This window comes from Pseudonocardia sp. WMMC193, assembly GCF_021728735.1.
In the GTDB taxonomy this organism is placed as follows: Bacteria; Actinomycetota; Actinomycetes; order Mycobacteriales; family Pseudonocardiaceae; genus Pseudonocardia; species Pseudonocardia oroxyli.
On the sequence record NZ_JAKKDO010000003.1, the window covers coordinates 4,249,693 to 4,274,670 of the forward strand.

General features: G+C 72.9%; 26 protein-coding genes and 1 pseudogene. 11 read left to right on the forward strand and 16 right to left on the reverse strand.

Annotated features, from left to right (window positions below; genetic code table 11):
- Nucleotides 1–4: 4 nt before the first annotated feature.
- Both L3X23_RS21975 and L3X23_RS21980 read right to left on the reverse strand, forming a co-directional pair.
- Entirely contained in the window at nucleotides 5–1,162 is a 1,158-nt protein-coding gene (locus L3X23_RS21975) for an Ig-like domain-containing protein (RefSeq protein ID WP_237194148.1), read from the reverse strand.
- Between the two features lie 133 nt (nucleotides 1,163–1,295).
- A pseudogene (locus L3X23_RS21980) lies at nucleotides 1,296–2,333 on the reverse strand (UDP-N-acetylmuramate dehydrogenase); the annotation flags it as partial.
- 2 nt (nucleotides 2,334–2,335) lie between these two features.
- Between L3X23_RS21980 and L3X23_RS21985 the strand changes: the two are divergent.
- Nucleotides 2,336–2,827, forward strand: coding sequence for a DUF2505 domain-containing protein (locus L3X23_RS21985; RefSeq protein ID WP_237194149.1), 492 nt, complete (start codon nucleotides 2,336–2,338; stop codon nucleotides 2,825–2,827).
- On the opposite strand, the gene L3X23_RS21990 is transcribed toward L3X23_RS21985, so the two are convergent.
- Complete coding sequence (locus tag L3X23_RS21990; RefSeq protein WP_237194150.1) at nucleotides 2,806–3,975, reverse strand: MFS transporter; 1,170 nt, start codon at nucleotides 3,973–3,975, stop codon at nucleotides 2,806–2,808. The genes L3X23_RS21985 and L3X23_RS21990 overlap by 22 nt on opposite strands.
- A 69-nt stretch (nucleotides 3,976–4,044) precedes the next feature.
- Between L3X23_RS21990 and purU the strand changes: the two genes are divergently transcribed.
- Entirely contained in the window at nucleotides 4,045–4,926 is an 882-nt protein-coding gene (gene purU / locus L3X23_RS21995) for a formyltetrahydrofolate deformylase (RefSeq protein ID WP_374204890.1), read from the forward strand.
- 60 nt (nucleotides 4,927–4,986) lie between these two features.
- Here the strand turns inward: purU and L3X23_RS22000 are convergent, their stop codons facing one another.
- From L3X23_RS22000 to L3X23_RS22010, 3 genes are all read right to left on the reverse strand, one after another.
- Nucleotides 4,987–5,208, reverse strand: coding sequence for a hypothetical protein (locus L3X23_RS22000; protein WP_237194154.1), 222 nt, complete (start codon nucleotides 5,206–5,208; stop codon nucleotides 4,987–4,989).
- Between the two features lie 61 nt (nucleotides 5,209–5,269).
- Nucleotides 5,270–7,570 carry an endopeptidase La gene (gene lon / locus L3X23_RS22005; protein ID WP_237194155.1) on the reverse strand — a complete coding sequence of 767 codons (2,301 nt, stop codon included), beginning with the start codon at nucleotides 7,568–7,570 and terminating at the stop codon, nucleotides 5,270–5,272.
- Between the two features lie 85 nt (nucleotides 7,571–7,655).
- Nucleotides 7,656–8,399 (reverse strand): helix-turn-helix transcriptional regulator, encoded by a 744-nt coding sequence (locus L3X23_RS22010; protein WP_237194157.1) that lies wholly within the window; start codon nucleotides 8,397–8,399, stop codon nucleotides 7,656–7,658.
- Nucleotides 8,400–8,554: 155 nt separating this feature from the next.
- Here L3X23_RS22010 and L3X23_RS22015 point away from each other — a divergent pair, with 155 nt between their 5' ends.
- Both L3X23_RS22015 and L3X23_RS22020 read left to right on the forward strand, forming a co-directional pair.
- Nucleotides 8,555–9,496, forward strand: coding sequence for an ABC transporter substrate-binding protein (locus L3X23_RS22015; protein WP_237194159.1), 942 nt, complete (start codon nucleotides 8,555–8,557; stop codon nucleotides 9,494–9,496).
- 43 nt (nucleotides 9,497–9,539) lie between these two features.
- On the forward strand, nucleotides 9,540–10,994 hold the full coding sequence (locus L3X23_RS22020; protein WP_237194161.1) for a GMC oxidoreductase: 1,455 nt from the start codon (nucleotides 9,540–9,542) through the stop codon (nucleotides 10,992–10,994).
- A 4-nt stretch (nucleotides 10,995–10,998) separates the two neighbouring features.
- Here L3X23_RS22020 and L3X23_RS22025 read toward each other — a convergent pair whose 3' ends face one another.
- From L3X23_RS22025 to L3X23_RS22040, 4 genes are all read right to left on the reverse strand, one after another.
- Nucleotides 10,999–11,526 carry a YbaK/EbsC family protein gene (locus L3X23_RS22025; protein WP_374204891.1) on the reverse strand — a complete coding sequence of 176 codons (528 nt, stop codon included), beginning with the start codon at nucleotides 11,524–11,526 and terminating at the stop codon, nucleotides 10,999–11,001.
- Nucleotides 11,523–11,885 (reverse strand): DUF2516 family protein, encoded by a 363-nt coding sequence (locus tag L3X23_RS22030; RefSeq protein WP_237194163.1) that lies wholly within the window; start codon nucleotides 11,883–11,885, stop codon nucleotides 11,523–11,525. Before L3X23_RS22030 ends, L3X23_RS22025 begins: the two co-directional genes overlap by 4 nt.
- 114 nt (nucleotides 11,886–11,999) lie before the next feature.
- Nucleotides 12,000–12,800, reverse strand: a complete 801-nt coding sequence (locus tag L3X23_RS22035) for a hypothetical protein (protein WP_237194164.1) — start codon at nucleotides 12,798–12,800, stop codon at nucleotides 12,000–12,002.
- 5 nt (nucleotides 12,801–12,805) lie between these two features.
- Complete coding sequence (locus tag L3X23_RS22040) at nucleotides 12,806–13,198, reverse strand: helix-turn-helix domain-containing protein (RefSeq protein ID WP_237198096.1); 393 nt, start codon at nucleotides 13,196–13,198, stop codon at nucleotides 12,806–12,808.
- Nucleotides 13,199–13,423: 225 nt separating this feature from the next.
- Here L3X23_RS22040 and L3X23_RS22045 point away from each other — a divergent pair, with 225 nt between their 5' ends.
- Both L3X23_RS22045 and L3X23_RS22050 read left to right on the forward strand, forming a co-directional pair.
- On the forward strand, nucleotides 13,424–13,807 hold the full coding sequence (locus L3X23_RS22045; protein WP_237194165.1) for a CrcB family protein: 384 nt from the start codon (nucleotides 13,424–13,426) through the stop codon (nucleotides 13,805–13,807).
- On the forward strand, nucleotides 13,795–14,139 hold the full coding sequence (locus L3X23_RS22050; RefSeq protein WP_237194166.1) for a CrcB family protein: 345 nt from the start codon (nucleotides 13,795–13,797) through the stop codon (nucleotides 14,137–14,139). Before L3X23_RS22045 ends, L3X23_RS22050 begins: the two co-directional genes overlap by 13 nt.
- Nucleotides 14,140–14,155: 16 nt before the next feature.
- Here L3X23_RS22050 and L3X23_RS22055 read toward each other — a convergent pair whose 3' ends face one another.
- Both L3X23_RS22055 and L3X23_RS22060 read right to left on the reverse strand, forming a co-directional pair.
- Nucleotides 14,156–15,433 (reverse strand): DUF445 domain-containing protein, encoded by a 1,278-nt coding sequence (locus L3X23_RS22055; RefSeq protein WP_374204892.1) that lies wholly within the window; start codon nucleotides 15,431–15,433, stop codon nucleotides 14,156–14,158.
- A 240-nt stretch (nucleotides 15,434–15,673) separates the two neighbouring features.
- A complete protein-coding gene (locus tag L3X23_RS22060) occupies nucleotides 15,674–16,198 on the reverse strand; it encodes a hypothetical protein (protein WP_093084522.1) in 525 nt (174 codons plus the stop codon).
- A gap of 273 nt (nucleotides 16,199–16,471) precedes the next feature.
- On the opposite strand from L3X23_RS22060, the gene L3X23_RS22065 reads away from it, so the two are divergent.
- Nucleotides 16,472–17,371, forward strand: a complete 900-nt coding sequence (locus L3X23_RS22065) for an NAD-dependent epimerase/dehydratase family protein (RefSeq protein ID WP_237194167.1) — start codon at nucleotides 16,472–16,474, stop codon at nucleotides 17,369–17,371.
- A 60-nt stretch (nucleotides 17,372–17,431) separates the two neighbouring features.
- Here the strand turns inward: L3X23_RS22065 and L3X23_RS22070 are convergent, their stop codons facing one another.
- The gene (locus L3X23_RS22070; protein ID WP_093084517.1) at nucleotides 17,432–17,635 is read right to left on the reverse strand and encodes a cold-shock protein; all 204 of its coding nucleotides are present in this window, start codon (nucleotides 17,633–17,635) and stop codon (nucleotides 17,432–17,434) included.
- 364 nt (nucleotides 17,636–17,999) lie between these two features.
- Between L3X23_RS22070 and L3X23_RS22075 the strand changes: the two genes are divergently transcribed.
- Both L3X23_RS22075 and L3X23_RS22080 read left to right on the forward strand, forming a co-directional pair.
- Nucleotides 18,000–18,956, forward strand: coding sequence for an acyl-CoA desaturase (locus tag L3X23_RS22075; protein WP_237194168.1), 957 nt, complete (start codon nucleotides 18,000–18,002; stop codon nucleotides 18,954–18,956).
- A gap of 297 nt (nucleotides 18,957–19,253) precedes the next feature.
- Nucleotides 19,254–20,024, forward strand: coding sequence for a hypothetical protein (locus L3X23_RS22080; protein WP_237194169.1), 771 nt, complete (start codon nucleotides 19,254–19,256; stop codon nucleotides 20,022–20,024).
- 384 nt (nucleotides 20,025–20,408) lie between these two features.
- Here L3X23_RS22080 and mftR read toward each other — a convergent pair whose 3' ends face one another.
- Nucleotides 20,409–21,017 (reverse strand): mycofactocin system transcriptional regulator, encoded by a 609-nt coding sequence (gene mftR, locus L3X23_RS22085; protein WP_237194171.1) that lies wholly within the window; start codon nucleotides 21,015–21,017, stop codon nucleotides 20,409–20,411.
- A 180-nt stretch (nucleotides 21,018–21,197) separates the two neighbouring features.
- Between mftR and L3X23_RS22090 the strand changes: the two genes are divergently transcribed.
- Nucleotides 21,198–22,196 carry a sigma-70 family RNA polymerase sigma factor gene (locus tag L3X23_RS22090; RefSeq protein WP_237194173.1) on the forward strand — a complete coding sequence of 333 codons (999 nt, stop codon included), beginning with the start codon at nucleotides 21,198–21,200 and terminating at the stop codon, nucleotides 22,194–22,196.
- Between the two features lie 109 nt (nucleotides 22,197–22,305).
- Here L3X23_RS22090 and L3X23_RS22095 read toward each other — a convergent pair whose 3' ends face one another.
- Nucleotides 22,306–22,641, reverse strand: coding sequence for a hypothetical protein (locus tag L3X23_RS22095; RefSeq protein WP_093084502.1), 336 nt, complete (start codon nucleotides 22,639–22,641; stop codon nucleotides 22,306–22,308).
- A gap of 345 nt (nucleotides 22,642–22,986) precedes the next feature.
- Here L3X23_RS22095 and L3X23_RS22100 point away from each other — a divergent pair, with 345 nt between their 5' ends.
- The gene (locus L3X23_RS22100) at nucleotides 22,987–24,456 is read left to right on the forward strand and encodes a glycosyltransferase family 39 protein (RefSeq protein ID WP_237194174.1); all 1,470 of its coding nucleotides are present in this window, start codon (nucleotides 22,987–22,989) and stop codon (nucleotides 24,454–24,456) included.
- Here the strand turns inward: L3X23_RS22100 and L3X23_RS22105 are convergent.
- Nucleotides 24,453–24,953, reverse strand: a complete 501-nt coding sequence (locus L3X23_RS22105) for a hypothetical protein (RefSeq protein WP_237194175.1) — start codon at nucleotides 24,951–24,953, stop codon at nucleotides 24,453–24,455. The two genes, L3X23_RS22100 and L3X23_RS22105, sit on opposite strands and share 4 nt — an antisense overlap.
- Nucleotides 24,954–24,978: the final 25 nt, after the last annotated feature.

Here is a 24,978-nt window from a genome sequence, read left to right on the forward strand (position 1 = left end):
CCCGTCAGAGCGCGGACAACTCCTGCCACTGGGCCCAGCTCAGGGTCCAGTCCCACACGTCCCCGTCCCGCGCGGAGAGCTGCACCGGGGTGCCGGTGACCTCGACGGGGTCGCCGTAGAGGGCGGTGTCGTAGTAGGCGCGGGCGTTCTCGGTGGACAGGTTGATGCAGCCGTGGGTCACGTTCGACGAGCCCTGCGCACCCGCCGAGGCGGGGTTGGCGTGGATGAACTCGCCGTTGTTGCTCATCCGCACGGCCCACTTCTCCATGACGTCGTAGCCGTACTGCTGGCTGGTCATGCGCTTGTCGGTGAACTTCTCCGTGACCACGTGCACCCCGGAGCGGGTGTTGCGGTCCGGGTCCGACGCGAGGCCGTAGCTGGCCGGGTAGTCCGCGACCTGCTGCCCGTCGCGCTCGACGACCATCCGGAACGACTGCGCGTCCGCCTTCACGATCTGCGCGCGGCCGATCTCGAAGTCGCTGGTCACGTCCGCGGCGCCGTACCGCCCGCCGCCGTAGGAGACGCCGTAGAGCTTCGCCCCGACGTGGACCTTCGTGTACGCGGGCCAGTACTCCTTGGGTCGCCAGTGCACGCGCGAACCGCCCGCCTCGTCCGGCAGCCAACCCCAGGCGCCCTCGACCGCGACCGAGGTCTCCACCGTGAGAGCCCGCTCGACGGCCGCCCGGTCCTCGACGTGGGCGTTGAACTGGATCTCGATCGGCGCGGCGACGCCGACGGTCCGCCCGTCCCCGATGTTGAGCACACCGCGGACGACCTTCGCGGGCGCCAGGGTGTGGAAGCCGCCCGCCAGCGGGACGGCCACGCCGTCCGCACCGACGGCGGTGCCGGTCCAGGTGTACTGCGCGTCGTACCCCAGCGGCTCGGTGGTGCTCCAGGTGTTCCCGGTCAGGGTGCCCGCGACCGGCTCACCCTTCGCGTTCACCAGGGACACCTGCGCGAAGGTGCCGTCGCTCACCGTGACGGTGGCGGGCGCGGTGGGGGCGACGTCGGTCGCGCCCGGACCCGGCGCGTAGGCCACCGTGGCGGACTTCGCGAGCAGGGTCGGCAGACCCGGGCCCCCGCGGCCCGCGGCCGTGGCCGCCGTGACCACCCCGACGGTCCCGACCAGGATCACGGCCAGGACCAGCAACAACCGCCTCATCACACTCCCCCGCTGCGGACAGTTCCCCGAATGGACGGACGTGTGAACGTCTGTCGGGTTGCGTCCCGAAAGGGAGGTTACGCGCCACCACCGACAGCGACGACGCGTGCCACGATCGTGTGATCGTGCCCCACTACAGCCGGCACCCGACCAGCACCGGCTCCGGCTCGAGCGTGATGCCGAACCGGTCCCGCACCCCGTCGCGCACCGTGCGGGCCAGGGCCAGCAGGTCCGCGGTGCGGCCTTCCCCGCGGTTGGTCAGGGCGAGGACGTGCCGGGTGGACAGGGCGACCCGCCCGCCCGGGCCGGGGTGCCCGGGGGCGAAGCCGGAGTGCTGGATGAGCCAGGCGGCGGGCAGCTTGACCCGGCCGTCGACGGGCCAGCGCGGCATCTCGGGGTCCGGTGCCTCGTCGACGACCGGGTTGGTGAAGAAGGACCCGACGCTCCAGGTGTCGTGGTCGGCGGCGTCGAGCACCATGCCCTTGCCGCGGCGCAGGTCGAGGACCGCCTCGCGGGCGACCGCGGCCGGGACCGTGGTGCCGGGGTCCACCCCCAGCGTGCGGGCCAGCTCGGCGTAGGCGATCGGCATGCTCGCGCCGCCGCCGGGCAGGACGAACCGGACCCGCAGGACGACGCCCGCGTCCGTCCCCTTGAGCGTGCTCGTCCGGTAGCCCAGGCCGAGGTCCGCGGCGGGGACGCGGGAGACGGTGGCGGTCGCGCGGTCGTAGAGGTCGACGGACTCGAGGAGCGTGGCGACCTCGACGCCGTACGCCCCGACGTTCTGCACCGGGGTGGCGCCGGTGCGGCCGGGGATCCCGGACAGGCACTCCAGCCCGCCGAGCCCGTCCGCGACGGTCGCGGCGACGACGTCGTCCCAGTTCTCGCCCGCCTCCACGGTGAGCAGCACCGAGCCGTCCGACCGGCGGTCGGTCACGATGCCGGTCGACGCCACCCGGACCACCGTGCCCTCGAAGCCCGAGTCCGCGACGACGACGTTCGACCCGCCGCCGAGCACCAGGACCGGCTCCCCCGCGGCGTCCGCCTTGTGGACCTCCTGGACCACGGCCGCCGCGTCGGTGGCCTCGACCAGGCGGCCTGCGGGTCCGCCGAGACGGAGGGTGGTCAGGTCGGAGAGCGACTGCACGCGCCCGACGGTAGCGGTAGCCTCCGCGCGTGCCCCGCTCGACCGAGTTCCGCGCCACCAGCAGCCATCCCGTCGACGCGGTGTACGCCGCCATGATCGACAAGCAGATCCTCAGCGACCGGCTCGCCCGCATGGGCGGCCCGGGGGCCGGGATCCTCGAGTACACCTCCGACGGTGAGAACGCGCGGTACCGCGTCAAGCACGGGATCGACGCGAAGGACCTCCCGGGCGTCGTGAAGACGGTGGTGGGGAACGACGGCATCCAGATCGAGCGGGACGAGGCCTGGACGAAGGTCGGGGACCACTACGAGGGCACGGTGGCGGTGGCGCTGCCGGGGCTGCCCGCGCAGGCCTCCGGCGTGATGCGGCTGTCCCCGACGCCCGAGGGCTCGGAGCTGGTCGTGACCGTGGACGTCGCGGTGAAGGTGCCGATCATCGGCGGGAAGATCGAGGAGACCGTCGGGCAGCAGATCGTGCGGCTGCTGGAGATGGAGACCGGCTACACCCTCAGCCGGCTCTGACGCCGCGCCGCCCCGGCCCACAGCAGGAACCCGAGCGTCGGGAACGCCGCCCCGACGATGCTCACGCCGAGCCAGCCGTGGCTCGCGTAGACCGCGCTCGACAGCCCGCTGCCCAGCGCCCCGCCGAGGAAGTAGCTGGTCATGTAGGCGGTGTTGAGCCTGCTGCGGGCCTCGGGGTGCAGCGCGTAGATCGTGTTCTGGTTGCTGATGTGGCTGCCCTGCACGCCCAGGTCGAACAGCACCAGCCCGATCGCCAGCGCCACGAGCGAGACCGCGCCGAGGCCGAGCGGGATCCAGGACAGGGCGACGAGCGCGAGGAACGCACCGGTCGCCGGGAACGCCTTGCCCCGGTCCGCGAGCCGCCCCGCGAACCGCGCCGCGAGCGCCCCCGCCACGCCGAACAACGCGAACAACCCGATCCGGGCCTGCGACAGGCCGAACGGCGGCGCCGCCAGCAGGAAGCCGACGCTCGTCCACAGCGCCCCGAACGACGCGTAGCCGCACGCCCCGACCGCCATCCGGAAGCGCAGCACCGGCTCCTCACGGATCAGCGTGAGCACCGAGCCCAGCAGCTTCGGGTACCGCAGGTCGGTGGCGGGCTCGAGCACGGGCAGGGTTCGCCACAGGGCCAGCGCCGAGACCGCCGTGAGCACCGCACCCAGCACGAAGACCCCGCGCCAGCCGACGAGCTCGGCCACCACTCCGGCGACCACCCGCGACACCAGGATGCCGATCAGCAGCCCGCTCATCACGGTGCTGACGGTCTTGCCCTGCTCACCCGGCCTGGCGATCGTCGCGGCGAAGGGTACGAGGATCTGGGCGGCGACCGTCGTCAGGCCGACGACGCCCGCCGCGGCGGCCAGCAGCGGGAGGGTGGGCGAGAGGGCCACCCCGACCAGTCCGAGGACCGTCACCCCCAACAGGGTGACGACCAGGCGCCGCCGTTCCAGCAGGTCACCGAGGGGCACGAGGGTGGCCAGGCCCAGGGCGTAGGACAGCTGGATCAGGGTGAGGACCGCCCCGATCGCCGAGGACGGCACCCCGAAGTGCGCGCTCAGCTCGGCCTCGAGGGGCTGGGCGTAGTAGTTGTTCGCGATGATCGCGCCGGTCGCGAACGTCATGGCGGCGACGGCGGACGTACGGCTCACCGGACCACCCTGCGCCCGCACGCCCGGCTGCGCATCGGCTGCGCACTGTGATCTGCGACGATCGTGCCCGTGGAGCTCGACCGCCGGTACGTCATCACCTTCAGCTGCCCCGACCGCACGGGCATCGTCGCGCGGATCTCCGGGTTCCTCGCCGAGCTGGGCGGCTGGATCGTCGAGGCGGCCTACCACGCGGGCGACAACTGGTTCTTCACCCGCCAGGCCGTGCGGGCGGACTCACTGCCCTTCGGGGTCGACGAGCTGCGGGCCCGGTTCGCCGCGGTCGCCGACGAGTTCGGGCCGGAGGCCACCTGGCAGGTCACGGACACCGGCGTCCCGAAGCACGCCGTGCTGTTGGTGACCCGCGAGCCGCACTGCCTGCACGACCTCCTGGGCCGCATCGCCGCGGGCGAGCTGCCCGTCACGCTGGACGCGGTGATCGGCAACCACGCCGACCTGGCGCCGCTGGTCGAGGCGCACGGGGTGCCGTTCCACCACGTGCCGTTCCCCGGCCCCCGCGACCCCAAGAAGGAGCAGGGCAAGGTGGCGTCCTTCGAGAAGGTGCGCCAGATCGTCGACTCCTTCTCCCCGGACGCCATCGTGCTCGCCCGGTTCATGCAGATCCTGCCCGCGCACCTGTGCGAGGAGTGGGCGGGCCGGGCGATCAACATCCACCACAGCTTTCTGCCCTCGTTCATGGGCGCGCGGCCGTACCACCAGGCGCACCAGCGGGGCGTCAAGCTGATCGGCGCGACCTGCCACTACGCCACCGCGGACCTCGACGCGGGCCCGATCATCGAGCAGGACGTCATCCGGGTGGACCACGGCGACACGGTGCCGGACATGGTCCGCCGGGGCCGGGACATCGAGCGCCTCGTCCTCGCCCGCGGCCTGCGCTGGCACCTGGAGGACCGGGTCCTGGTGCACGGCAACAAGACCGTCGTCTTCCGCTGACCCGCGGCTCCGCCGCCCGTGCGTGGTAAGTGGTGCTGGGGCACCACTTACCGCACGACCTCAGGCGGGCGCGATGTTCGCGTTGACGTGCAGGAGGTTGCCGTGCAGGGCGGCGGCGTCCAGCATCTGCTGCAGGGCGACATAGGGCAGCGGCGCTTCGGTCGCGAACAGCGGGGCGGTGCGCTCGGCCGCGGCCTTCACCGCGGCGGCGTGCTCCCCCGGGTCGCCGAAGCCGGCGAGCACCAGGGCGACGCCGGCCGCGACGTGGTGCTGGGCCGGCACGCCCCCGAACAGCCGTGAGTGGCGATGGTCGCCATAGCGACCATCGCCACTCACGGGGTGCTCAGGCCGAGACGGTCGAGTCTGCAGACTCCAGGGCCAGCGCGAGGACGTCGGCGACGTCCGCGACCGGGTGGACCCGCAGCTCCGCGAGGACCGACTCCGGCAGATCGTCGAGGTCGGGCTCGTTGCGCTTCGGGATGATCACGTCGGTCAGGCCGGCACGGTGGGCGGCCAGCAGCTTCTGCTTGACCCCGCCGATCGGCAGGACCTTGCCCTGCAGGGTGACCTCACCGGTCATGCCGACCGACGACTTCACCGGGCGTCCCGACGCCAGCGACGCGAGCGCCGTCGTCATCGTGACACCTGCCGACGGGCCGTCCTTCGGGACCGCGCCCGCGGGGACGTGCACGTGCAGCTTCTTCGACGCCAGGTCGCCCGCCAGACCCTTGCTGCGCAGGTACGACAGGGCGATGGAGACGGACTCCTTCATGACGTCGCCGAGCTGGCCGGTGAGCGTCAGGCCGGGGTCGCCGTCCATGGCGGTGGCCTCGATGAACAGGACGTCTCCGCCCGCTCCCGTGACCGCCAGGCCCGTCGCCACACCGGGGACGGAGGTGCGCTCCGCGGACTCCGGCGTGAACTTCGGCCGGCCCAGGTAGGTGACCAGGGTGTTGGCGTCGACGTGGATCGGCGTGGCCTCGCCGGTGTCGATCGCGACGGCGGCCTTGCGCAGGACCTTCGCCAGGCCCCGCTCCAGCTGCCGCACGCCCGCCTCGCGGGTGTACTCCGCGGCGATCATGCCGAGCGCGACGTCCGAGAACTCCACGTCCGTGGGCTCCAGGCCCGCCTTGACGAGCTGCCGCGGCAGCAGGTGGTCGCGCGCGATGGCGACCTTCTCCGCCTCGGTGTAGCCGTCCAGCGTCACGACCTCCATGCGGTCCAGCAGCGGGCCGGGGATGGTGTCGTAGGCGTTCGCGGTGGCGAGGAACAGGACGTTGGACAGGTCCAGGTCCACCTCGAGGTAGTGGTCGCGGAACGTGTGGTTCTGCGCCGGGTCGAGCACCTCGAGCAGGGCCGCGGACGGGTCGCCGCGGTAGTCGCTGCCGACCTTGTCGATCTCGTCGAGCAGGACGACGGGGTTCATCGTCCCGGCCTCGCGGATCGCGCGGACGATGCGGCCGGGCAGCGCGCCGACGTAGGTGCGCCGGTGGCCCCGGATCTCCGCCTCGTCCCGCACGCCGCCGAGGGCGACGCGGACGAACTTGCGACCGAGCGCGCGGGCCACGGACTCACCGAGGGAGGTCTTGCCGACGCCGGGCGGGCCGACCAGCGCGAGCACGGCACCGGAGCCACGACCGCCGACGTTCTCCACGCCCTTGCGGTTCAGCCTGCTCCGGACGGCCAGGAACTCGATCAGCCGCTCCTTGACGTCGTCGAGTCCGGCGTGGTCGCTGTCCAGGATCCGGCGGGCCTCCACCAGGTCGTCGGTGTCGACGGTGGTGGACTTCCACGGGATGTCCAGGATCGTGTCGAGCCAGGTCCGGATCCAGCCGGACTCCGGGCTCTGGTCGCTCGCGCGCTCCAGCTTGCCGACCTCGGTCAGCGCGGCCTTGCGCACGTCCTCGGGCAGGTCGGCGGCCTCGACCCGGGCGCGGTAGTCGTTCTCGCCCTCGGGGTCGTCGTCGCCGAGCTCCTTGCGGATCGCGGCCAGCTGCTGGCGCAGCAGGAACTCGCGCTGCTGCTTCTCCATGCCCTCGCGGACGTCACCGGCGATCTTCTCGGTGACCTCCTGCTCGGCCAGGTGCTCCTTCGTCCATTCCAGGAGCAGCTCGAGCCTGCGGGTTACGTCGGTCTCGTTCAGCAGCTGCGACTTGTGCTCCAGGTCGAGCCACTGGTTCCAGCCGGCCGTGTCGGCCAGCTCGGACGGGTCCGTGATCTGCTGGACGCCGTCGATGATCTGCCAGGCGCCCCGCTGCTGCAGCATCGAGACGACCAGCGCCTTGTACTCCTTGGCCAGCTCCTGGGTCCGGCCGGTGACGGGGGACTCCGCCACCGTCTCGGCCTCGACCCACAGGGCCGAGCCGGGCCCGGTCACACCGGAGCCGATGCGCGCCCGCGTCTCACCGCGGACGACCGCGGCACGCTCACCACTCGGGAGCCTGCCGATCTGTTCGAGGACCGCGACCACACCGATCGCGGCGTACTTGCCGTCCAGACGGGGGACGACGAGGACCTGCTTGCCTTCAGCGGCGTCGACCGCTGCCTGAACCTCCGGCGCGTCGAGCCGGACGGGCACCACCATGCCGGGCAGCACCACCGAGTCGGTCAGCGGAAGCACCGGCAGCTTCAGCGTCTGTGTCATGTCCTGCCCAACGCTTACACCGCAAGCCTCATTCCAGCGCTCAAGTAATTCTTCCCGGAGCGAACACAGGAACCTTGAGCGCCCCTCACTCAGGTTCCCCGAAGTAGCTGCCCGGCGCCACCCCGGTCCGGCGCCGGAAGGCGGCGATGAAGGCACTGGGGCTGCGGTAGCCCACCCGGTGCGCCACGGCGCCGACGGGCACGCCGTCCGCCAGCAGGGCGAGCGCGGCCCGCAGCCGGACCTGCGTGCGGTACTCCGTGAAGCTGCTTCCCGGCTCCGCCGCGAACGCCCTGGTGAGAGTCCGCACCGAGGCGCCGACCTGCCGCCCCCAGGCCTCGAGGCCGCGGTCGTCCGCCGGGTCCGCGGCCAGCGCCCTGGCGACCTCGGCCGCCCGGGGGTCCGTGGGCTCCCGCACCTCGATGGTGGCCACGCCGACGGGGTGGAGCACGTCGGACAACACCTGTTCGGCGGGGCGGCGCCGCTCGACGGACAGGTCGGGATCGGCGAGGTACTCGATGAGCCCCCGGGCCAGCGGCGCGATCCGGACGACCATGGGGGACGCCCAGTCCCGGGGGAAGCGAGCGGGATCGAGGTAGGGCGCGAGCATCGTCGTGGCCCGGTGGGCACCGGTCGAGTGCCGCAGCCCGGCGGGGATGAAGAGCCCGAGGTGCGGCGGCAGCACCCAGGACCGCGCCCCGACGCGGACGGTCAGCACCCCCGCAGGCGACCAGGCGAGCTGGTGCACCGAGTGCTCGTGGTCCGGGAAGAACTGCCCGTGGGCCAGCGCGAAGTCGAGCACCGAGATCGCGGGCCGGCCGCTGTCCGACACGAGGTGCGATCCTATCGCCCGTGCGCCGGCCCACCCGTTCCGTCGCCGTGACCGCGATGACATTCCGGACATCCGACCGCAGGCCGGGGACGGGATGGCCGATCCGCCGCCGAAGCCGGCCTCCCCTCGATATGAGGCATGGCTAACCTCACCTCGTGCTTCGCCCTCTGCTGACCGGTCTCACGGTCGCCACCTTCGCCCTGGTCACGGCCGCCTGCGGCACGGCCGCCCCCGCAGCGCCCCCCGCCGCCACCCGCACGGTCGACACCATCCGGGGCCCGGTGGAGATCCCCGCGACCGCGACCCGGATCGTCGCGATCGGCTTCCCGGAGGCCATGGCCCTGCTGGACCTGGGGATCGTCCCGGTCGGGCTGCCCACCTACGTGCCGAAGGTGCCCGCCTACGACGCGCTGATCGCGAACGTCCCGCGCGTCGACGACAACAACCAGGTCGACGTCGAGAAGGTCGCCGCGCTGAAACCGGACCTCGTCATCGGCGGCGACTTCTCCCCGAGCTCGGACATCCAGCGGTCCGGTGGCGCGATCCCCTACGAGGCGCTGTCCGCGGTCGCCCCGACCGTCCTGTTCGAGTGGAAGGCCGCGGGCGGGAACTGGCAGGACGAGGCCGCCCGCACCGCCGCGGCCGTCGGGCGCGAGGCCGACATGGCCGCACTGGCCGCGGCGACGCACCAGAAGGCCGCGCGGATCGCGAGCACCCACGCCGACGTCCTCGGCCGCACCACCTGGGACCTGGTCAGCGGCCAACCGGGCGCCCCCTGGTACCTCTACGGACCCGAGTCGTCGCACGGGGTCGTGCTCAAGGAGGCGGGCGTCCGGTTCGGCGCCGCGGCCGGGCAGCAGGCCAACTTCGTGCAACAGTCGGAGGAGAACTTCGGCGTGCTGAGCGGCACGAACGGTCTGATCGTGGCCGTCGACGCCGCCGGCAACAACCCCCTCGCCGGGCAGGCGGGCTACGAGAACCTCGCCGCGGTGCGGGCGGGGCACGCCACCGTCACCCGGTGGTTCTTCCCGGCCGGCTACCAGGCCGCCGAGTTGCTGCTCGACGACCTCGACACGGCCCTGCGCGCCTACGCCTGACCGCACCGGGTATCTCGCCGCGACCCTCGCGGCTCGTTCCAGCATGCCTCCCGCACCGGCCGACCTCTTCTTCCCGCGCACCGTCGACCCGGGCCACGTGTACGACGTCATCGTCGTCGGGTCAGGGATGGGCGGCGGCGTGCTGGCCTCCCAGCTGGCCCGCCGCGGCGCGGACGTGCTCGTGCTGGAGGCGGGCGGATACCTGTTCCCGACGCACGTCGGCAACCTCGCCCGGCAGATCCCCATCGGCCGGTTCAGCAAGCACATCTGGTCACTGTGGGACGAGTTCAAGACCGTCAACTACGAGGGCGCGGGCCCCGACGTCGACAGCGGACAGGCCTTCGCCCTCGGCGGCCGGTCGCTGTTCTGGGGCGGGCTGATCCCGCGCCAGGCGCCGTGGGAGCTGGCGGGCTGGCCCCGGGCGGTGGCCGACGACCTCCTGCTGAACGGCGGGTTCGCCGCCGCCGAGGCCGCCCTCAACCGAGCCCGACCGGACTTCGCCGACTTCCAGCGCGTCGCCCGGGTGGAGCTCGAACAGCGGATGCCGGGGTTCGTCGCGGAGGACGCCCCGCTGGCCGTGCAGTACAACGGCGCCACCCCGCTCGCGCTGCCCGCCGGCCTGTTCTCCACCGCCGACCTCCTCCTGGAGGACAGCCTCGTCGACGATCCCGGACGGACCAGGCCGCAGGTCCACCTCGAGACGGCGGTGCAGCGCGTGCGCCCGGGCACCCCGATGGTCGTCGAGTGCTGGGACGGGCAGCCCCGCGAGTACCGCGCCGAGCAGGTGGTGCTCAGCGCGGGCACCATCGAGTCGGCCAAGATCGCGCTCGCCTCCGGGCTCGGCGGGCCGCGGACGGGCGTCGGGATCACCGACCACACCATCCGCTTCCGGCACTTCGCGCTGCCGCCGGGCACGTTCGGCATCACGCCCGGCGACTCCGCCAAGGTGGTGTTGCGGCACCCGCTGGCGAGCCGGACGGACAAGGGGTTCCTCGTCGTCGTCGAGATCGGGGCCAACCTCAACCAGGGCCGCTTCGTGGACCCGGCCAACCTCGCCCGCGACCGCGCCGTCCGCAACGGCTGGACGGCCTGCGAGATCGTCTACCTGCACTACGCGGACCTCGACGACACCAACGCGGTCCGGCTGAGCGGCCCGGATCCCGCGGCGCCGGTGAAGCTGGAGCTCAAGCGAGTGCCGCCGCCCGCCGCCGACCTCGCCCTGGCCGACGACCTCACCGCCGCCCTGTTCGCCGGGCTGGGCGCGACCCCCGTCGCCGAGGAGCAGGGGCTGTTCCTGGAGAACGGCACGCTGGGCGGGGTGGCGCACGAGGTCGGGACGCTGCGCATGGGCGCGGTGGTGGACGAGAACCTGCGCTTCGCCGACGTCGAGCACCTCTACGCCTGCGACAACTCGGTCTTCCCCGCCTCGCCCGCCGCCAACCCGAGCCTCACGACGGTGGCCCTGGCGATCCGGCTGGCCGCGCACCTGAGCGCGTGAGCGGTCAGTTCCCCAGGCCCTCGACGACCTCGGCGCCGGGGAGCCCGGCCAGGACCGCGCCCGGGACGGCGAGCTTGGAGCCCCGGATGCCGCTGCCGACGATCACGGCCTCGGCGGCCGCGACCCGCGCGTCCACCAGGATCGGCCAGTCCGCGGGGAGGCCGAGCGGGGTGATCCCGCCGTACTCCATGCCGGTCAGCTCCACGGCCTGGTCCATCGGGGCGAAGCTGGCCTTGCGGACGTCCAGCCTGCGCTTGACCAGGCCGTTGACGTCCGCCCGGGTGGTCGCGAGGACCAGGCAGGCGGCGAAGCGGACCTCGCCGGCGCGCTTGCCGGACACGACGACGCAGTTGGCGCTCGCCTCGAGCGGGGACCCGTAGGCCTCGCAGAACGCGGCGGTGTCCGCCAGCGCGGGGTCGATCTCGGCGACCTCGACCCCGGACAGACCGGCGACGGCCTTGGCGACGGGCTCGGCGAGCAGGTCTGGCCGGTCGGCCGCGGGAACCGCCGACAGGCTGCCCCAGACGCTCACCAGCCGTTGCCCCCGCGGGAGGCCGCGACGACGGCGGGCCGCACGTCGACCATGTAGACCAGCATCGCCACGGTGCCCGCCAGCCAGAACAGCGTGAGCTCGCTGCGCAGCCCCTGGAACGACATGATGACGCCGTAGACGCTGGGCTGGGAGATGACCCCGAAGATGGGGATGACCAGCAGGAACAGCGCGGCGGCACCGGTGATGCCCAGCCACGCGTTCTTGGTCAGCTTGCTCGCGGCCTGGAACGCGTCCGCCCGCTGGCGGATCGCGTGCACGAAGGCGTACCCCGCGCACACCGCGACCACGATGCCGATGACGAACAGCACCAGTCGGTCGAGCATGGTGAACACGTTCACCGGGTCAGACTACGTGGGTCGCCGCGATCCCGACATACCCGCACCGTGACCGACGCGTGAACGGCCCCGGAGCCCGCGCTCGGCGGTGTCTCCGGGGCCGTTCGACGGCGTGGGTCAGGAGTCCGACTTCGGCTCCGCCTTGGGGGCGGCCTTCGCCGTGGTGGTGCGGCGCGCGGCGGGCTTGCGGGCCGGCTTCGGTGCGGTCTTCGGCTCGGCCTTCGCCGGGGCGGTGCGGTTGGCCGCGCGCCGGGTGGCGCTGCGCGTGGTGGAGGCCGCCTCGTCGCCCGCGGTGTCCACGGCCTCGGCCGCCTCCTTGCCGGCCTCGGCGACGCTCTCCGACACCTCGGCGGAGACCTCGGTGATGGTCTCGGCGACCTCGTCCGCGGCCTTCTGGGTGCGGACGGCGACCTTCTCGCCGACCGAGCGGGTCTGGGTGGTCAGCGTGGAGAGGGCCTTCTCCGCGACGTCGTGCGCGTCGTCGACGAGGGCGTCCACGCGGGCGTCCACCTTGCCGGTGAACTCCTCGACCGAGCTGAAAGCCTGCTTGACCTGCGGCTGCTTGCGGATGGTGGTCCAGGTGGACTCACCGTGCTTGGCCAGGTCGGCGTAGTACTTCTCCGCCTGCGCCCGCAGCTGCTCGACGAGCTTGCGCAGCTCCTCGGTGCTGAGCTTGCCCCGCAGCTCCTCGAGCTCGCCCGGCAGCTCGCCTGCGAACTTCTGCGCGGCCTCGGCCCGCTCGGTGGCGCGGGTCTTCACCGTGGAGTAGGCGCCGAGCACGGTGGAGTACGCGTACTCGCCCGCACCCAGCACGGCGAGCGCCGGGGTCTTCACGACTCCCGCCTGGTCGGCCACGGACTCGGCGAACTGCTCGCGGACCTTGCGGACGTCCGCGGCGGTCGGCAGCGACACGGCCATGGTGATCACTCTCCCTGTTCTGTCGATTCGCCCGGCTCGTTCTCGCGCCGGAAGGACTGGTAGATGTCCAGCAGCACCTGCTTCTGCCGCTCGGTGAGGTGCGGGTCGATCAGCACCGCATCCGTGACGGCACCCGCGGGACGCTGCTCGAGGATCCCGGCCTTCACGTACAAGGCCTCCGCCGAGATGCGCAGCCCCTTGGCGATCTGCTGCAGGATCTCGGCGGACGGTGTGCGCAGCCCGCGCTCGATCTGGCTGAGGTACGGGTTGGAGACCCCCGCGGTCTTCGCGAGCTGACGCAGGGAGACCTGCGCCGACTCGCGCTGGGCGCGGATGTAGGAGCCGATGTCGTCGACGGTCTTCTCGACCTTCTCGACGACGTGCCCCACCTGACCCACGGCCTGGTTGAGCTTGTCGGTCGACCCCTCGGACACGTCTCGACCGTACGCGGCAGTGCTAGCTCCTGCAAGCGGGGTGCTTGCGCTGGTCGCGTGGCCTCGGACACGATTCAGCTCGTGCGCCGACCACAGGTTCGCCGGGTGGTCGCGGGATCCGGGTGGTGTCGCCCAAGGCGCCGCGCGCGGACCGGTGAGCGTCCGCGGTCACCGCACTAGGCTCCCGTGGTGACCTCCGAGGTGCTGCGCGGCCAGAGCCGCCCCGTCCTGGCGGTCGCGGCGGGCGGGGTGCTCGGCGCGCTCGCCCGGTGGGCCGTGGGCCTCGCGCTCCCGGGCCCCCCGGGCACGTTCCTGATCAACGTCGTCGGGTGCTTCGCGATCGGCGTGGCGCTCACGGTGCTCATCGCGCGCGGCGCCCACCCCCTGCTGCGGCCCTTCCTGGCCACCGGCGTGCTGGGCGGGTTCACCACGTTCTCCACCTACGCCGTGGACGCGCAGCGGCTCCTGCTCGAGGGGCGGATCGGGCTCGGCGCGGCCTACCTGGTCGGCACGCTCGCGGCCGCGCTGGTCGCGACCTGGGCGGGGATGTGGGCGGGGCGATGGTTCCACTGATGGTCGTGCTGGGCGCGGCCGTCGGGGCCCCGGCCCGCTACCTGACGGACCGGCTGGTCCAGTCCCGCCACGCCACCGGCTTCCCGTGGGGCACGTTCGCGGTGAACGTCGTGGGCTCGTTCGTGCTGGGCCTGGTCACCGGGGCCGCCGCGAGCCCCTGGATCACGGCACTGGTCGGCACCGGCTTCTGCGGCGCCCTGACCACGTACTCCACCTTCGGCTGGGAGACGGTGCACCTGCCGCGCCCCCTCGCCGTCGCGAACGCCGTGGCCTCGGTGCTCGCAGGCCTGGGCGCGGCGGGCCTCGGCCTGGCGGTGGGCGCGGCACTCTGACCGCATCGTGGAGGGCTCAGAAGACGAGCTGGGACACCGTGTAGATCACCAGGCCTGCCAGGGCACCCACCACCGTGCCGTTGATCCGGATGAACTGCAGGTCGCGGCCCACCTGGAGCTCGATCTTGCGGCTGGTCTCCTCGGCGTCCCACTTGGCGACGGTGTCGGTGATCAGCGTGGTGATCTCGCCGCGGTAGTGCCGCACGACGTACCCCGCCGCGTCCGCGAGCCAGCCGTCGAGGCGGCCCCGCAGCTCCGCGTCCTGCTCCAGGCGGGCGCCGAGGCTCATCAGCCCGTCCCGGACCCTGGACCGCAGCTCGCTCGACGGGTCCGACGCGGCGTCGAGGATCATGCCCTTCGCCACGCCCCAGGCCTGCCCGATGAACTTCTGGACGTCCGGGTGCTCGACGACCTGCTGCTTGACCCGCTCCGCCCGCTCGATCGTCTTCGGGTCGCTCTGCAGGTCCTTCGCGAACTCGGTGAGGAAGCGGTCCACCGCGTGCCGCAGGGGGTGCTCGGGGTCCGTCTTCACCGCCCACGCGTAGCCCTGGACCTCGGTGAACAGCTTGTCGGCCATCATGTCGTCGAGGAACCGGGGGGTCCACATGGGCGCCCGGTCGTGCACGACCCGCAGCACCATCTCCTGGTTGGCGGTGACCCAGTCGTAGGCGCGGTCGCACACGAGGTCGACGAGGTGGCGGTGCGCGCCGTCCGCGAGGACGCCCTCCAGCAGCTTGCCGAGCGGCGGCCCCACCTCCTTGTCCAGCAGCTTGCGGACCAGGACCTGCTCGATGAGGTCCTGCACGACGTCGTCCTTGAGGATGGTGACGACGCCGCTGGCCGCGGTGGCGAGCTCGGCGGTGACCCGATCGGCGTTCTCCCGCTGCGCGACCCAGGTGCCGACGCGCTGCGAGACCTGCACCCGGCCGAGCTTGTCCCGGACGACCTCCTCGGAGAGGAAGTTCTCCCCGACGAAGTCCCCCAGCGCGTCGCCGATCGTGTCCTTCTTGCGCGGGATGATCGCGGTGTGCGGGATCTTGAGCCCGAGCGGGTGCCGGAACAGGGCGGTCACGGCGAACCAGTCGGCGAGCGCGCCCACCATGCCCGCCTCGGCCGCGGCCCGGACGTACCCCGCCCAGGCCAGGCCCTGGCGCAGCTCCAGGTAGCGCATCACGAAGAACACGATCGTCGCGCCGACCAGGAACCCGGTGGCGACCATCTTCATCCGGCGCAGGTCGCGCCGCTTCTGCTCCTCGGCGACCGGGCCGAGCTCGAGACCCGCGGGTGTGCTCACCGCCCCATAGTGCCCGAATCCGCTGAGGGTTCCTCAGCGGAGCCGCGGTCACCGACCGACACCCGGCCCGACCGCGGGCAGGCGGGACATGAGACCGGCCGGGTCCGGCGGTGATCCGCCGGACCCGGCCGGGGGTCCGTGGTGCGGCAGCGGGGCGATCGCGCCACACACGGGTGCGTCCGCGGCCCGGGCGCGCGGTCGACGCCGCGCGAGACCGTCCGGGCGGGACGCGGGGGTCGGCTAGACCCCGCGGGCGATCTGCGCCACGGATCGCTGGGTGTCCGGGCGCTCGACCTCCTCCACCGCACTGCCCGCCCGGCGCCGGACGGCGGCCAGGACGGCATCGATGATCATGTCGGCGTCCGGCACCCGATAGCCGGTGAACGCCGGGCGGACCCGCCACTGCACCCAGCCGTCGGGCCGCTCGGTCGGCGGGGCGAGCACCCCGATGCCGTCCGTGTGCAGCACGACGTCCGTGTGCAGCGAGAGCTCCGCCGGGAGCGGGTGGTTCGGGGTCATCGGGAACCACCACGTGTCGTGGGGGGTCGCCGCGACGGGCACGACCATCCCGCGGTCACGCAGAGTGGCGCACACGCGGCGGCCGATCTCGGCGGGAACCTCGATCACGTCGAGCACGGTCCCGGTGTCCAGCAGCACGTCCGCGCCCGGGCCCGGCACCAGCGGCCACCCGTGCTCGACGTACTCCACCGCGGCCGCCCGCAGCTCCGCGCCGTACACGGCCCGGTAGCTGTCCCACCACGACATCCGACCCACTCCTCGTTCCGTACCCGCGTCCCGGCGACGTCTCCGTCGCCCACATCACATGCAACACCATCGACGAGGGCCGAGGTACGCGTGACACGGGGGCGGACGGTGACCGCGCGTGACGTAGAGACGAGTGGCGACGATCACCGATCATCGGTGATCCGGGTGCCGGTGGGCGGCGGGCGACCGGTCGGGTGCCCGAGATCGGCGGATACTCCGTTCGAGGCACGCAGCGCCGGACGCCGCTCGCCGCGGCTCGGGGATGATGGCGCCATGCTGCTGCTGACGGGCGGGACCGGTTACCTGGGGAGCGCGCTGGTGGCCCAGGCGCAGGGGCGTGACCTGCGGGTCCTCGTGAGGGACCCGGCGAAGGCCGCGGCGGTGCTGCCCGCCGGGGTCGAGGCCGTCGTCGGACGGCTGGACGACCCGGGCTCCCTCGACGCCGCGCTGGCGGGCTGCTCCGCCGTCGTGCACCTCGCGGGGCTGGTCGGCGGGACCGAGGCCCAGATCCGGGCGGCGAACGTCGACGGCACCCGCGCCCTGCTCGCCGCGATGGGCCGCGCGGGGATCCGCAGGCTGGTGCACTGCAGCTCGGGCGCGGCCGTCATGGACCCGACCGGGTTGGTCAGCGAGACGCCCACCGGGCCGCAGGCTCTGACCGATCCCTACTCCCGCGCGAAGGCCGAGGCGGACGAGCTGGTCCTCGCCGCGGACGTCGAGGCGTCCTTCCTGCTGCCCGGCAGCATCTACGGTCCGTCCCCCGCGGGTCCGCACAGCTACAACGGGCTGCTCCTCGCGGCCGCCCGCGGGGAGCTCGACGCGGTCGTGGACGCCCCGATCGGCTGGACGCTCGCGGCGGACACCGCCCGTGCCGCGCTGCGGGTGCTCGACGCGGGCGCGGCGGGGACCCGGTACGTGCTCTACGGCGAGGTGGCGCCGTTCGGCCAGGTCGTGAACCGGGCCTGTGCGCTGCTCGGCAGCCCGCACCGGGTCCGGACGCTGCCACCGGGTTCCGACCTCGGCCCGGACGCCCCGACCTTCGCGCGCCGCTCCGAGGTCTACGGCCGCTTCCCCACCGTCCACGTGGAGGACGCGAACACGCGGGGGCTGGGGATCGAGCTGCGCGGCGTCGCCGACGGGCTGCGCCTGACCTGCGACTGGTTGACCCCCTGACACGCCGCTGCCGGCGACCCCGAGGGGATCGCCGGCAGCGGAAAGCCTTGGTGTTGCCGCTTAGAGCGGGGTCACCGAGTCGGCCTGGGGGCCCTTGGCGCCCTGGGACGACTCGAAGGAGACGCGCTGGTTCTCCTCGAGGGTCCGGAAGCCGTTGGTCTGGATGGCCGAGTAGTGGACGAAGACGTCCGGCCCGTTGTCGTCGGTGGCGATGAAGCCGAAGCCCTTCTCGGCGTTGAACCACTTCACGGTGCCCTGCGGCATAACTGTTCTCCCACACACTGAACGGATCCGCGCGACATGTCGACGCCCGGAGGTTGCACGGGTACACGAACTGTGGGAGTCATCCCCCCGACCGCGCGTGCGGAGCCCGCTGTCACACACATCCACGCACGCTGTCTCAACGATCGAGGAAGACACGACTGCAACCGGCACCGAACCTATCACGCCGACGGCCGACTGCGGTCGAGTCCGCGGATGCTCATTCACCGCACATCTCCGCGACCGCTCCTTGTCCTGTTCGTTGCGCTACCGTGACCTTCGGCCGCCGTGCGAGTCCCGACGGGGTCGCATGCGGCGGCCGGAGCCGGTCCTCCCCCGACCGACCCCCGCAACGTGAGGCCCCTGCATGTCGATACTCGCCCCGGACCGACCGGACCGTTCCCGAGCCGCGGAACCCGCCACCGAAGGCCGCCGCTCGACGCTCGAGCACGTCCTCGTCATCGCCTTCATGATCATCCCGCTGCTCGCCGTGGCGGCGGCGGTCCCGGTGGCCTGGGGCTGGGGTCTCGGCTGGACGGACGTGGCACTGTTCGCGGTGTTCTACGTGGTCAGCGGGATGGGCATCACCGTCGGGTTCCACCGGCACTTCACCCACGGGTCGTTCAAGGCGACGCCCGCCCTGCGCGTCGCCCTGGCCGTGGCGGGCTCGCTCGCGCTGCAGGGCTCGCCCCTCTCCTGGGTCGCCGACCACCGCCGCCACCACGCCTACTCCGACAAGGAGGGCGACCCGCACTCGCCGTGGCTGTTCGGGACGGGACCGCGGGCGCTGGCCCGCGGGTTCTGGCACGCCCACATGGGCTGGCTGCTGGACCGGGACAAGACGAACTTCCGCCGGTTCGCCCCCGACCTGCTGGCCGACCGGGCGGTCAGCCGGGTCTCCGACCACTTCCTCTGGTACGCCCTGACGAGCCTGCTGCTGCCCGGCCTGCTCGGCGGACTGCTCACCTGGTCGTGGGGTGGCGCGCTGTCGGCGCTGTTCTGGGCCGGACTCGTGCGGGTGGCGCTGTTGCACCACGTCACCTGGTCGATCAACTCCGTCTGCCACATCTGGGGCGATCGGCCCTTCGCCGCACGGGACCGCTCCGCGAACGTGTGGTGGCTGGCCCTGCTGTCCTTCGGCGAGTCGTGGCACAACCTCCACCACGCCGACCCGACCTGCGCGCGCCACGGCGCCAAGCCCGGGCAGATCGACGTCTCGGCGCGCGCGATCCGCACCTTCGAGCAGCTCGGCTGGGCACACTCCGTGCGCTGGCCGACGGCGAGACGACTCGATCGACTCACCCGCTCCGCTGACGCTGCGTAGAGCACGCGCCCGTGATCGTCCACGTTCGGTGAGCGTGCGCCCGAACGGGTGAGGGTGATCGCGGAAGTACGCCAGTGGGTGACACGCACCGGCGCGTCGGGCCACCCGGACGGGGTGTCGCCCGGCGGACGGGGCTCGACCGCCCGGTTCGGGGTCGCCCGATCGAGAACATCCGGGCCTTTCGATCACCCTGTGCGATCTCGTCGTCGGGCCCTGCACGATCGGGTCATGGCCTCTCGGCGCGCCGCTTCGCATGATTCCGCCGTTCCCGCTCGGAGAATCATGAGGAGACACGCCGTGCGAAAGAAGATCGCGCTGGCCGTCGTCGCGGTGGCGACGAGTGGCAGCGTCGCCGTTCTCGGGGCGGGCACTGCGCTCGCCGCCCCCGCGGCGGAGCAGCTACCGGCCGTACCCGCGGTACCCGCGTTGCCCGCGGTGCCGCTCGAGCCCCCGTCGCTGCTCGGCGGCCTGCTCAACGACGTCCTGACCACCGCGCAGGGGCTGCTGCCCTCGCTGCTCGGTGGGCTCATCCCACCCGACCCGGTGGCCGTGGTGCCGGCCGTGCCCGCGGTCCCCGCCGTGCCTGCCGTGCCCGCCGTGCCTGCTGTGCCCGCGGTCCCGGCGGCGCCCGCGCTGCCCGTGGACACCCCGGCGCTCCCGGCGGGGACGGCGGCCGAGCAGGACCTCACGGTCCCGCTGCCGGCCCCGTCGGTCCCGGTGCCGGACCCGGCCGCCCTGCCCGCGGTGCCTGCGGTGCCTGCGGTGCCGGCCCCGGCCGTCCCGGAGCCCGCCGTCCCGGCCCCTGCGGTCCCGGACCCCGCGGCGGTCGACCCGGCCACCGGTCTCCCGGTCGAGGCCCCGGCCGTGCCCGCAGCGCCCGCCGTGCCCGCCGTGCCCGCCGTGCCGGGGGCCCCGGACGTTCCGGACGTCCCGGCCGCTCCGGCCGTTCCGGGTGCTCCCGAGGTCCCGGCCGCGCCGGCCGCGGGTGCTGCTCCGGCCGCCGGTGCGCTGCCCGGGGTCGCGGTGACACCCGGGTCGACCCCGCTCCCGCCCGTCGCCACCCCCTGATCGCGAGCTCGACCACGGCCCGGCCACCGGCACGTCCGGTGGCCGGGCCCCTCGACGTGCTCCGACGATTCCGAGGCTGAACGGCCCACTCACGCTTGAGCGGCCCATTGACGCTTGAGCGGCCCACTCACGCTTGAGCGGCCCACTGACGCTTGGGACGCCCAAGCATCGCTCAGCGGCGCTTGGGCGTCCCAAGCGTCAACCCGACCTCCAACGCCCGGGCGCCCCGAACGCCGCCCCGCGCTGCTTGGGCGGCCCAAGCGTCACCCAGCGGCGCTTGGGCGTCCCAAGCGTCAACCCGACCTCCGACACTTGGGCGTCCCAAGCGTCACTCACCGACGCTTGGGCGTCCCAAGCGTCACCCCCACGCCGGCGCCCCGACCATCAGCCCACGCGAATCTGCGCGAACCCGGTCTCCAGGGCCGCGAGCACCTCGTCGAGCAGGTCTCGCAGCTCCGCGTCCTCCGCTGCCAACCACTGCTCGTACGCCGCCAGCGCCGCGCCGAGGCACAGGTGGCCCAGTGTGCGCGGGAGCAGCGCCGTGGGCTCCTGTCCCAGGCGCGCGCCCGCGTAGTCCGCGACCACCCGTCGCCATTCGGCGTAGCGCAGCGCGGAGTGGGCCTGGAGCGCGGGCGTCTCGAGGATCAGCCGCAGCCGCTGCCGGTGCCAGGGCTGCTCCTCGACCGGGATGTCGTTGAAGTCCAGCACGGTCTCCCGGATCCCGGCCATGACCGACACGTCCGGGGGCAGGGCGGCGAACCGCGCGCGCATCCGGTCGAGCATCTCGTCGAACGCGCCCCACGGCACGTCGTTCTTCGAGGCGTAGTAGCGGAAGAAGGTCCGCCGCCCGATGCCGGCGGCCTGCGCGACGTCGTCCACCGTCGTCGAGTCGAACCCCCGCGCACTGAAGAGCTCGAGGGCGATGTGCTCGATCTCGTCCCGGCTGGTGACCGGCCTGCGGCCTGCCCGTCGGGTGCCGGTGGTTGCGGGCATCGAGCCTTCCTCCGCCCGAGGGCTGACGTCGAGGGACCGGGCACCTGGTCCTTCACGCATCCTAGTGCTCCACCGCCGACCGTCGGTTCCGGACGCATCGGCGCACACCCGCTGCTTTTGTCGGTGGTGCACGGCACACTCGGGGGACCACGATCGGACCACCCAGGGGGGACAGGCGAGATGAGTGCGCCCGCAACGGCACCGACCCGGGACGAGCTCGAGCCACAGCTCGAGCAGTTCCGGGGTGAGCTCACCGGCTACAGCTACCGCATGCTCGGCTCCTCCTTCGAGGCCGAGGACGCGGTGCAGGAGACGATGATCAGGGCCTGGCGGGCCCTCGACAAGTTCGACGGGCGGTCCTCGCTGCGGTCCTGGCTCTACCGGATCGCCACGAACGTCTGCATCGACGCGCTGAACGGCCGGAAGCGCCGCGCCACCCCCATGGACTTCGGGGGGCCCTCGGAGCCGCGGGCCGAGCTGCTGCGCGAGCCCCTGTCGGACGACACGTGGCTGGAGCCGATGCCGGACGCGCGGGTCACCCCGTCACACAGCGACCCGGCGGAGACGGCCGTGGCGCGGGAGTCCATCCGGCTCGCGTTCGTGGCGGCGTTGCAGCACCTCCCGCCGCGCCAGCGGGTCGTGCTGATCCTGCGCGAGGTGCTGTGTTGGAAGGCCGCGGAGGTCGCGGAGCTGCTGGGCACGTCGGTGGCCTCGGTGAACAGCGCGCTGCAGCGGGCACGGGCCACGCTGGACGAGCGGGGCATCGGCAGCGCGGACGACGCGTCGGCATCCCCGCCCCCGGAGGAGCACCTCGAGCTGCTGGCCAAGTACGTCGCAGCGTTCGAGGCCTTCGACATGGAGGGTCTCGTGGCCCTGCTGCACGAGGACGTCGAGCAGAACATGCCCCCGCTGGAGCTGTGGCTGCGCGGCCGGGAGAACCTGCTCGCCTGGATGCAGGGGGCCGGCATCGGGTGCAAGGGCTCGCGCATGCTGCCCACCTCGGCGAACGGCGCGCCCGCCTTCGGTCAGTACCGGCTCGGCGAGGACGGGGTGCACCGTCCGTGGGGCCTGCAGGTGCTGCGGATCGAGGGCGACCGGATCACCGGCATCACCTCGTTCCTGGACACGAAACTGTTCGCCCTGTTCGGGCTCCCGGCGGAGCTGCGGCCCGATTCCTGACCGTTCTCCGGCGGCGTCGGAATTCGTTTCCGAGCAAGCCCGGAAACAGGAACGCACCGGACCCGCGGAAGCGGATCCGGTGCGTCATCCCCGGTGGAGCTGAGTCAGCTCACTTCTGCCAGATGCCCGCGGAGTCGCCGGCGTCGCAGGCGACCGACTGCGGGGCGGCGTCGTTGGCCGCCTGGCCGCCCAGGATGCCCAGGACCGACAGCGCCGCGTCGACGTCCACGCCGCAGACGTTGACGTTCTTGAGGACCTCGGCGTCGTTCAGGGCGTTGACGGCGACCAGGCCGTTCGCGCTGGACGAGCCGCCGTCCGAGATGACGCCCACGTTCTTCGGCGACGAGGAGTGCTCGTGGTGACCCTCGCCGGCGAAGGCAAGCGGCGAGACCGCCACGAGGGACGCAGCGACGCCAGCGGTGAGGATCGCAGCCTTCTTCAGCACAGTGCTTCTCCTGTTACGTACGGGGATCCGAAGTCGAACCCATCGTGTTTCAGCGTGTGACTTGGGGAGCCCCGCTGATGACAAAAAGCTATCCGGCCCCCGACCGAGGTATCGAGCCATCTACCACCATCGTGTGAACAGAATTACTGTGCGTGTGGTTATTGCTCTCATCAGGCATCGCCGGCGGGCCGAGTCAAGCCCGATCGCCCGAAGGTCGTCACTCGATGCAGTGAGCCGTGACCCGTTCGGCCGCATATCCTTTGATCAGCTCACGCTTGGTGAGCGGCGCCCCGCACGGTGGGGGCACCCGGGCCCCGAACGGGCACGAGCAGGTGGGTCGAAACCATGACCGAGGCCACTCCGACGGGCTCGTCGACGCGCGCCGCGCCGTCACCCAGGGCGATGGACCCGGGCGGCCTGCTCCCGGCGGCCGGGATCGGGGTGCTCGTCGCCGCGCTCCTGATCGCTCTGAGCAGCGGATACGGCTACCACCGGGACGAGCTGTACTTCCTCGAGGCCGCACGTCACGTGGCGACCGGCTACGTCGACCAGGGCCCGCTCACGCCGCTGCTCGCCCTGCTGGGCGGGGACTCACTGATCGCGTTGCGGGTGGCTCCCGCGCTGCTCGCGGGTCTGGTCGTGCTGGTCACGGGTCTGATCGCACGGGACCTGGGCGCCGCGCGGGCCGCCCAGGTGTTCGCGGCGGGCTGCATGGCGGTGTCGGCCATCCTGCTGCAGACCGGGCACCTGCTGTCCACGACGACCGTGGACCTGCTCGTGTGGGCGCTCGTCACCTGGTTCACGGTGCGGGCGCTGTCCGCGGGCGGGCCGCGGTGGCTGCTGGTGGGTCTCGCGGCGGGCGTGGGCCTGCAGAACAAGATGCTGGTGGCGTTCCTGCTCGCGGCGTTGCTGGTCGGTGTGCTCGTCGCCGGGCCGCGCCGGGTGCTGCGGGACCCGTGGCTGTGGGGCGCGGGCCTGCTCGCGCTCGCGATCTGGTCGCCGTTCCTGGTCTGGCAGGCGTGGCACGGCTGGCCGATGCTCGCCCTGTCCCGGTCGATCGCCGCGGGGGCCTCCACCTCCAGCGAGCCCTGGTGGCTGGTCGTGCCGTTCCAGGCGGTGCTGGTCGGGCCGCTGCTCATTCCGGTCTGGGTGGCGGGGCTGGTCGCGCTGTGGCGGCGGTACCCGCTCTTCCCGGTGGCGGCCGCGGTGCTGGCCGTGCTGTTCATGGCGACCGGGGGCAAGCCCTACTACCTCGCGGGCCTCTTCCCGCTGCTGCTCGCGGCGGGCGCGGGTCCCGTGCTGGGCTGGGCACGCACCACGCTGCGGCGGGTGCTGCTCGGGGTGGCCGTGGCGCTGACGGCACTGGTCAACGTCGTGCTCATGCTTCCCGTCGTGCCGGTCACCGCGCTGGCGGACACCCCGATCACGGCGATGGTCGGAGACGTCGGCGAGACGGTGGGCTGGCCGGAGTTCGCGCGCACCGTCTCCGCGGTGGTGCCGCCCGGCGGCGTGGTCGTGGCGGCCAACTACGGCGAGGCCGGAGCATTGCGCCGCTTCGCCCCGTACGTCCCGGTCCTGAGCGGGCACAACGCCTTCGCCGACTGGGGCGTGCCCCCGGCGGGGGCGGTCCCCGCCGTCGTCGTCGGCTACCCGGAGGCGCGGGTGCGGGAGTGGTTCCCGGACTGCACGGTCGCGGCCACGATCGACAACGGCGTCGGGCTGGACAACCAGGAGCAGGGGCGCCCGGTGTGGCGGTGCGGGCCACCCCGGGAGGGCTGGGCGGCGCTCTGGCCGCAGCTGCGGCGGGTCGGCTAGGCCCGCAGGCGCCCCTTCGGCTTGACGACGGAGAGCACCGTGGCGACCACGAGCGCGGTCGTGGAGACGATCGGCGGCATGTACAGCCGCGGCACCTCGACGGCGGGGACCTCCCCCGCGGCGAGCGCCCGGCCGAACTCCCCCGCGGCGTCGAGACCGGGGCCGAGCAGGAGCGCCACCAGCACGATCAGCACGAGATTGATCACCAGCTTGATCGCGACCCACCAGTGCCGCACGAGCCCCCACCGGGTGACCAGGCCGAGGGCCACGCCGCTGAGCGCGCTCAGCATCCCGGCGGTGAGCAACGGCCAGAACAGCAGCGGCAGCACCTGGTAGCAGACGGTGGTCCACTCGGGCGCCGCCATCGGCACGAGCACGAGCAGCCCGAGCGCGACGTCGAGCCCGATCCACGCCGCGATCGCCACGAGGTGCACCACCAGCAGCGTGCTGCGGGCCGCCCGGGGTACGGGCACGCGCACGGAGGTCACTGCGGTCACGGTCCCTCCAGGGGTTGTCGGTGGG

Excerpts from the sequence above, each read along its gene's own strand:
- lon (WP_237194155.1), bottom strand. The coding sequence starts at position 7,570 with ATGACACAGACGCTGAAGCTGCCGGTGCTTCCGCTGACCGACTCGGTG.
- L3X23_RS22020 (WP_237194161.1), top strand. The coding sequence starts at position 9,540 with ATGCCTCCCGCACCGGCCGACCTCTTCTTCCCGCGCACCGTCGACCCG.
- L3X23_RS22100 (WP_237194174.1), top strand. The coding sequence starts at position 22,987 with ATGACCGAGGCCACTCCGACGGGCTCGTCGACGCGCGCCGCGCCGTCA.
- L3X23_RS22060 (WP_093084522.1), bottom strand. The coding sequence starts at position 16,198 with ATGTCGTGGTGGGACAGCTACCGGGCCGTGTACGGCGCGGAGCTGCGG.
- L3X23_RS22070 (WP_093084517.1), bottom strand. The coding sequence starts at position 17,635 with ATGCCGCAGGGCACCGTGAAGTGGTTCAACGCCGAGAAGGGCTTCGGC.
- L3X23_RS22035 (WP_237194164.1), bottom strand. The coding sequence starts at position 12,800 with ATGGCCGTGTCGCTGCCGACCGCCGCGGACGTCCGCAAGGTCCGCGAG.
- L3X23_RS22065 (WP_237194167.1), top strand. The coding sequence starts at position 16,472 with ATGCTGCTGCTGACGGGCGGGACCGGTTACCTGGGGAGCGCGCTGGTG.
- L3X23_RS21975 (WP_237194148.1), bottom strand. The coding sequence starts at position 1,162 with ATGAGGCGGTTGTTGCTGGTCCTGGCCGTGATCCTGGTCGGGACCGTC.
- L3X23_RS22075 (WP_237194168.1), top strand. The coding sequence starts at position 18,000 with ATGTCGATACTCGCCCCGGACCGACCGGACCGTTCCCGAGCCGCGGAA.
- L3X23_RS22050 (WP_237194166.1), top strand. The coding sequence starts at position 13,795 with ATGGTTCCACTGATGGTCGTGCTGGGCGCGGCCGTCGGGGCCCCGGCC.
- mftR (WP_237194171.1), bottom strand. The coding sequence starts at position 21,017 with ATGCCCGCAACCACCGGCACCCGACGGGCAGGCCGCAGGCCGGTCACC.
- L3X23_RS22090 (WP_237194173.1), top strand. The coding sequence starts at position 21,198 with ATGAGTGCGCCCGCAACGGCACCGACCCGGGACGAGCTCGAGCCACAG.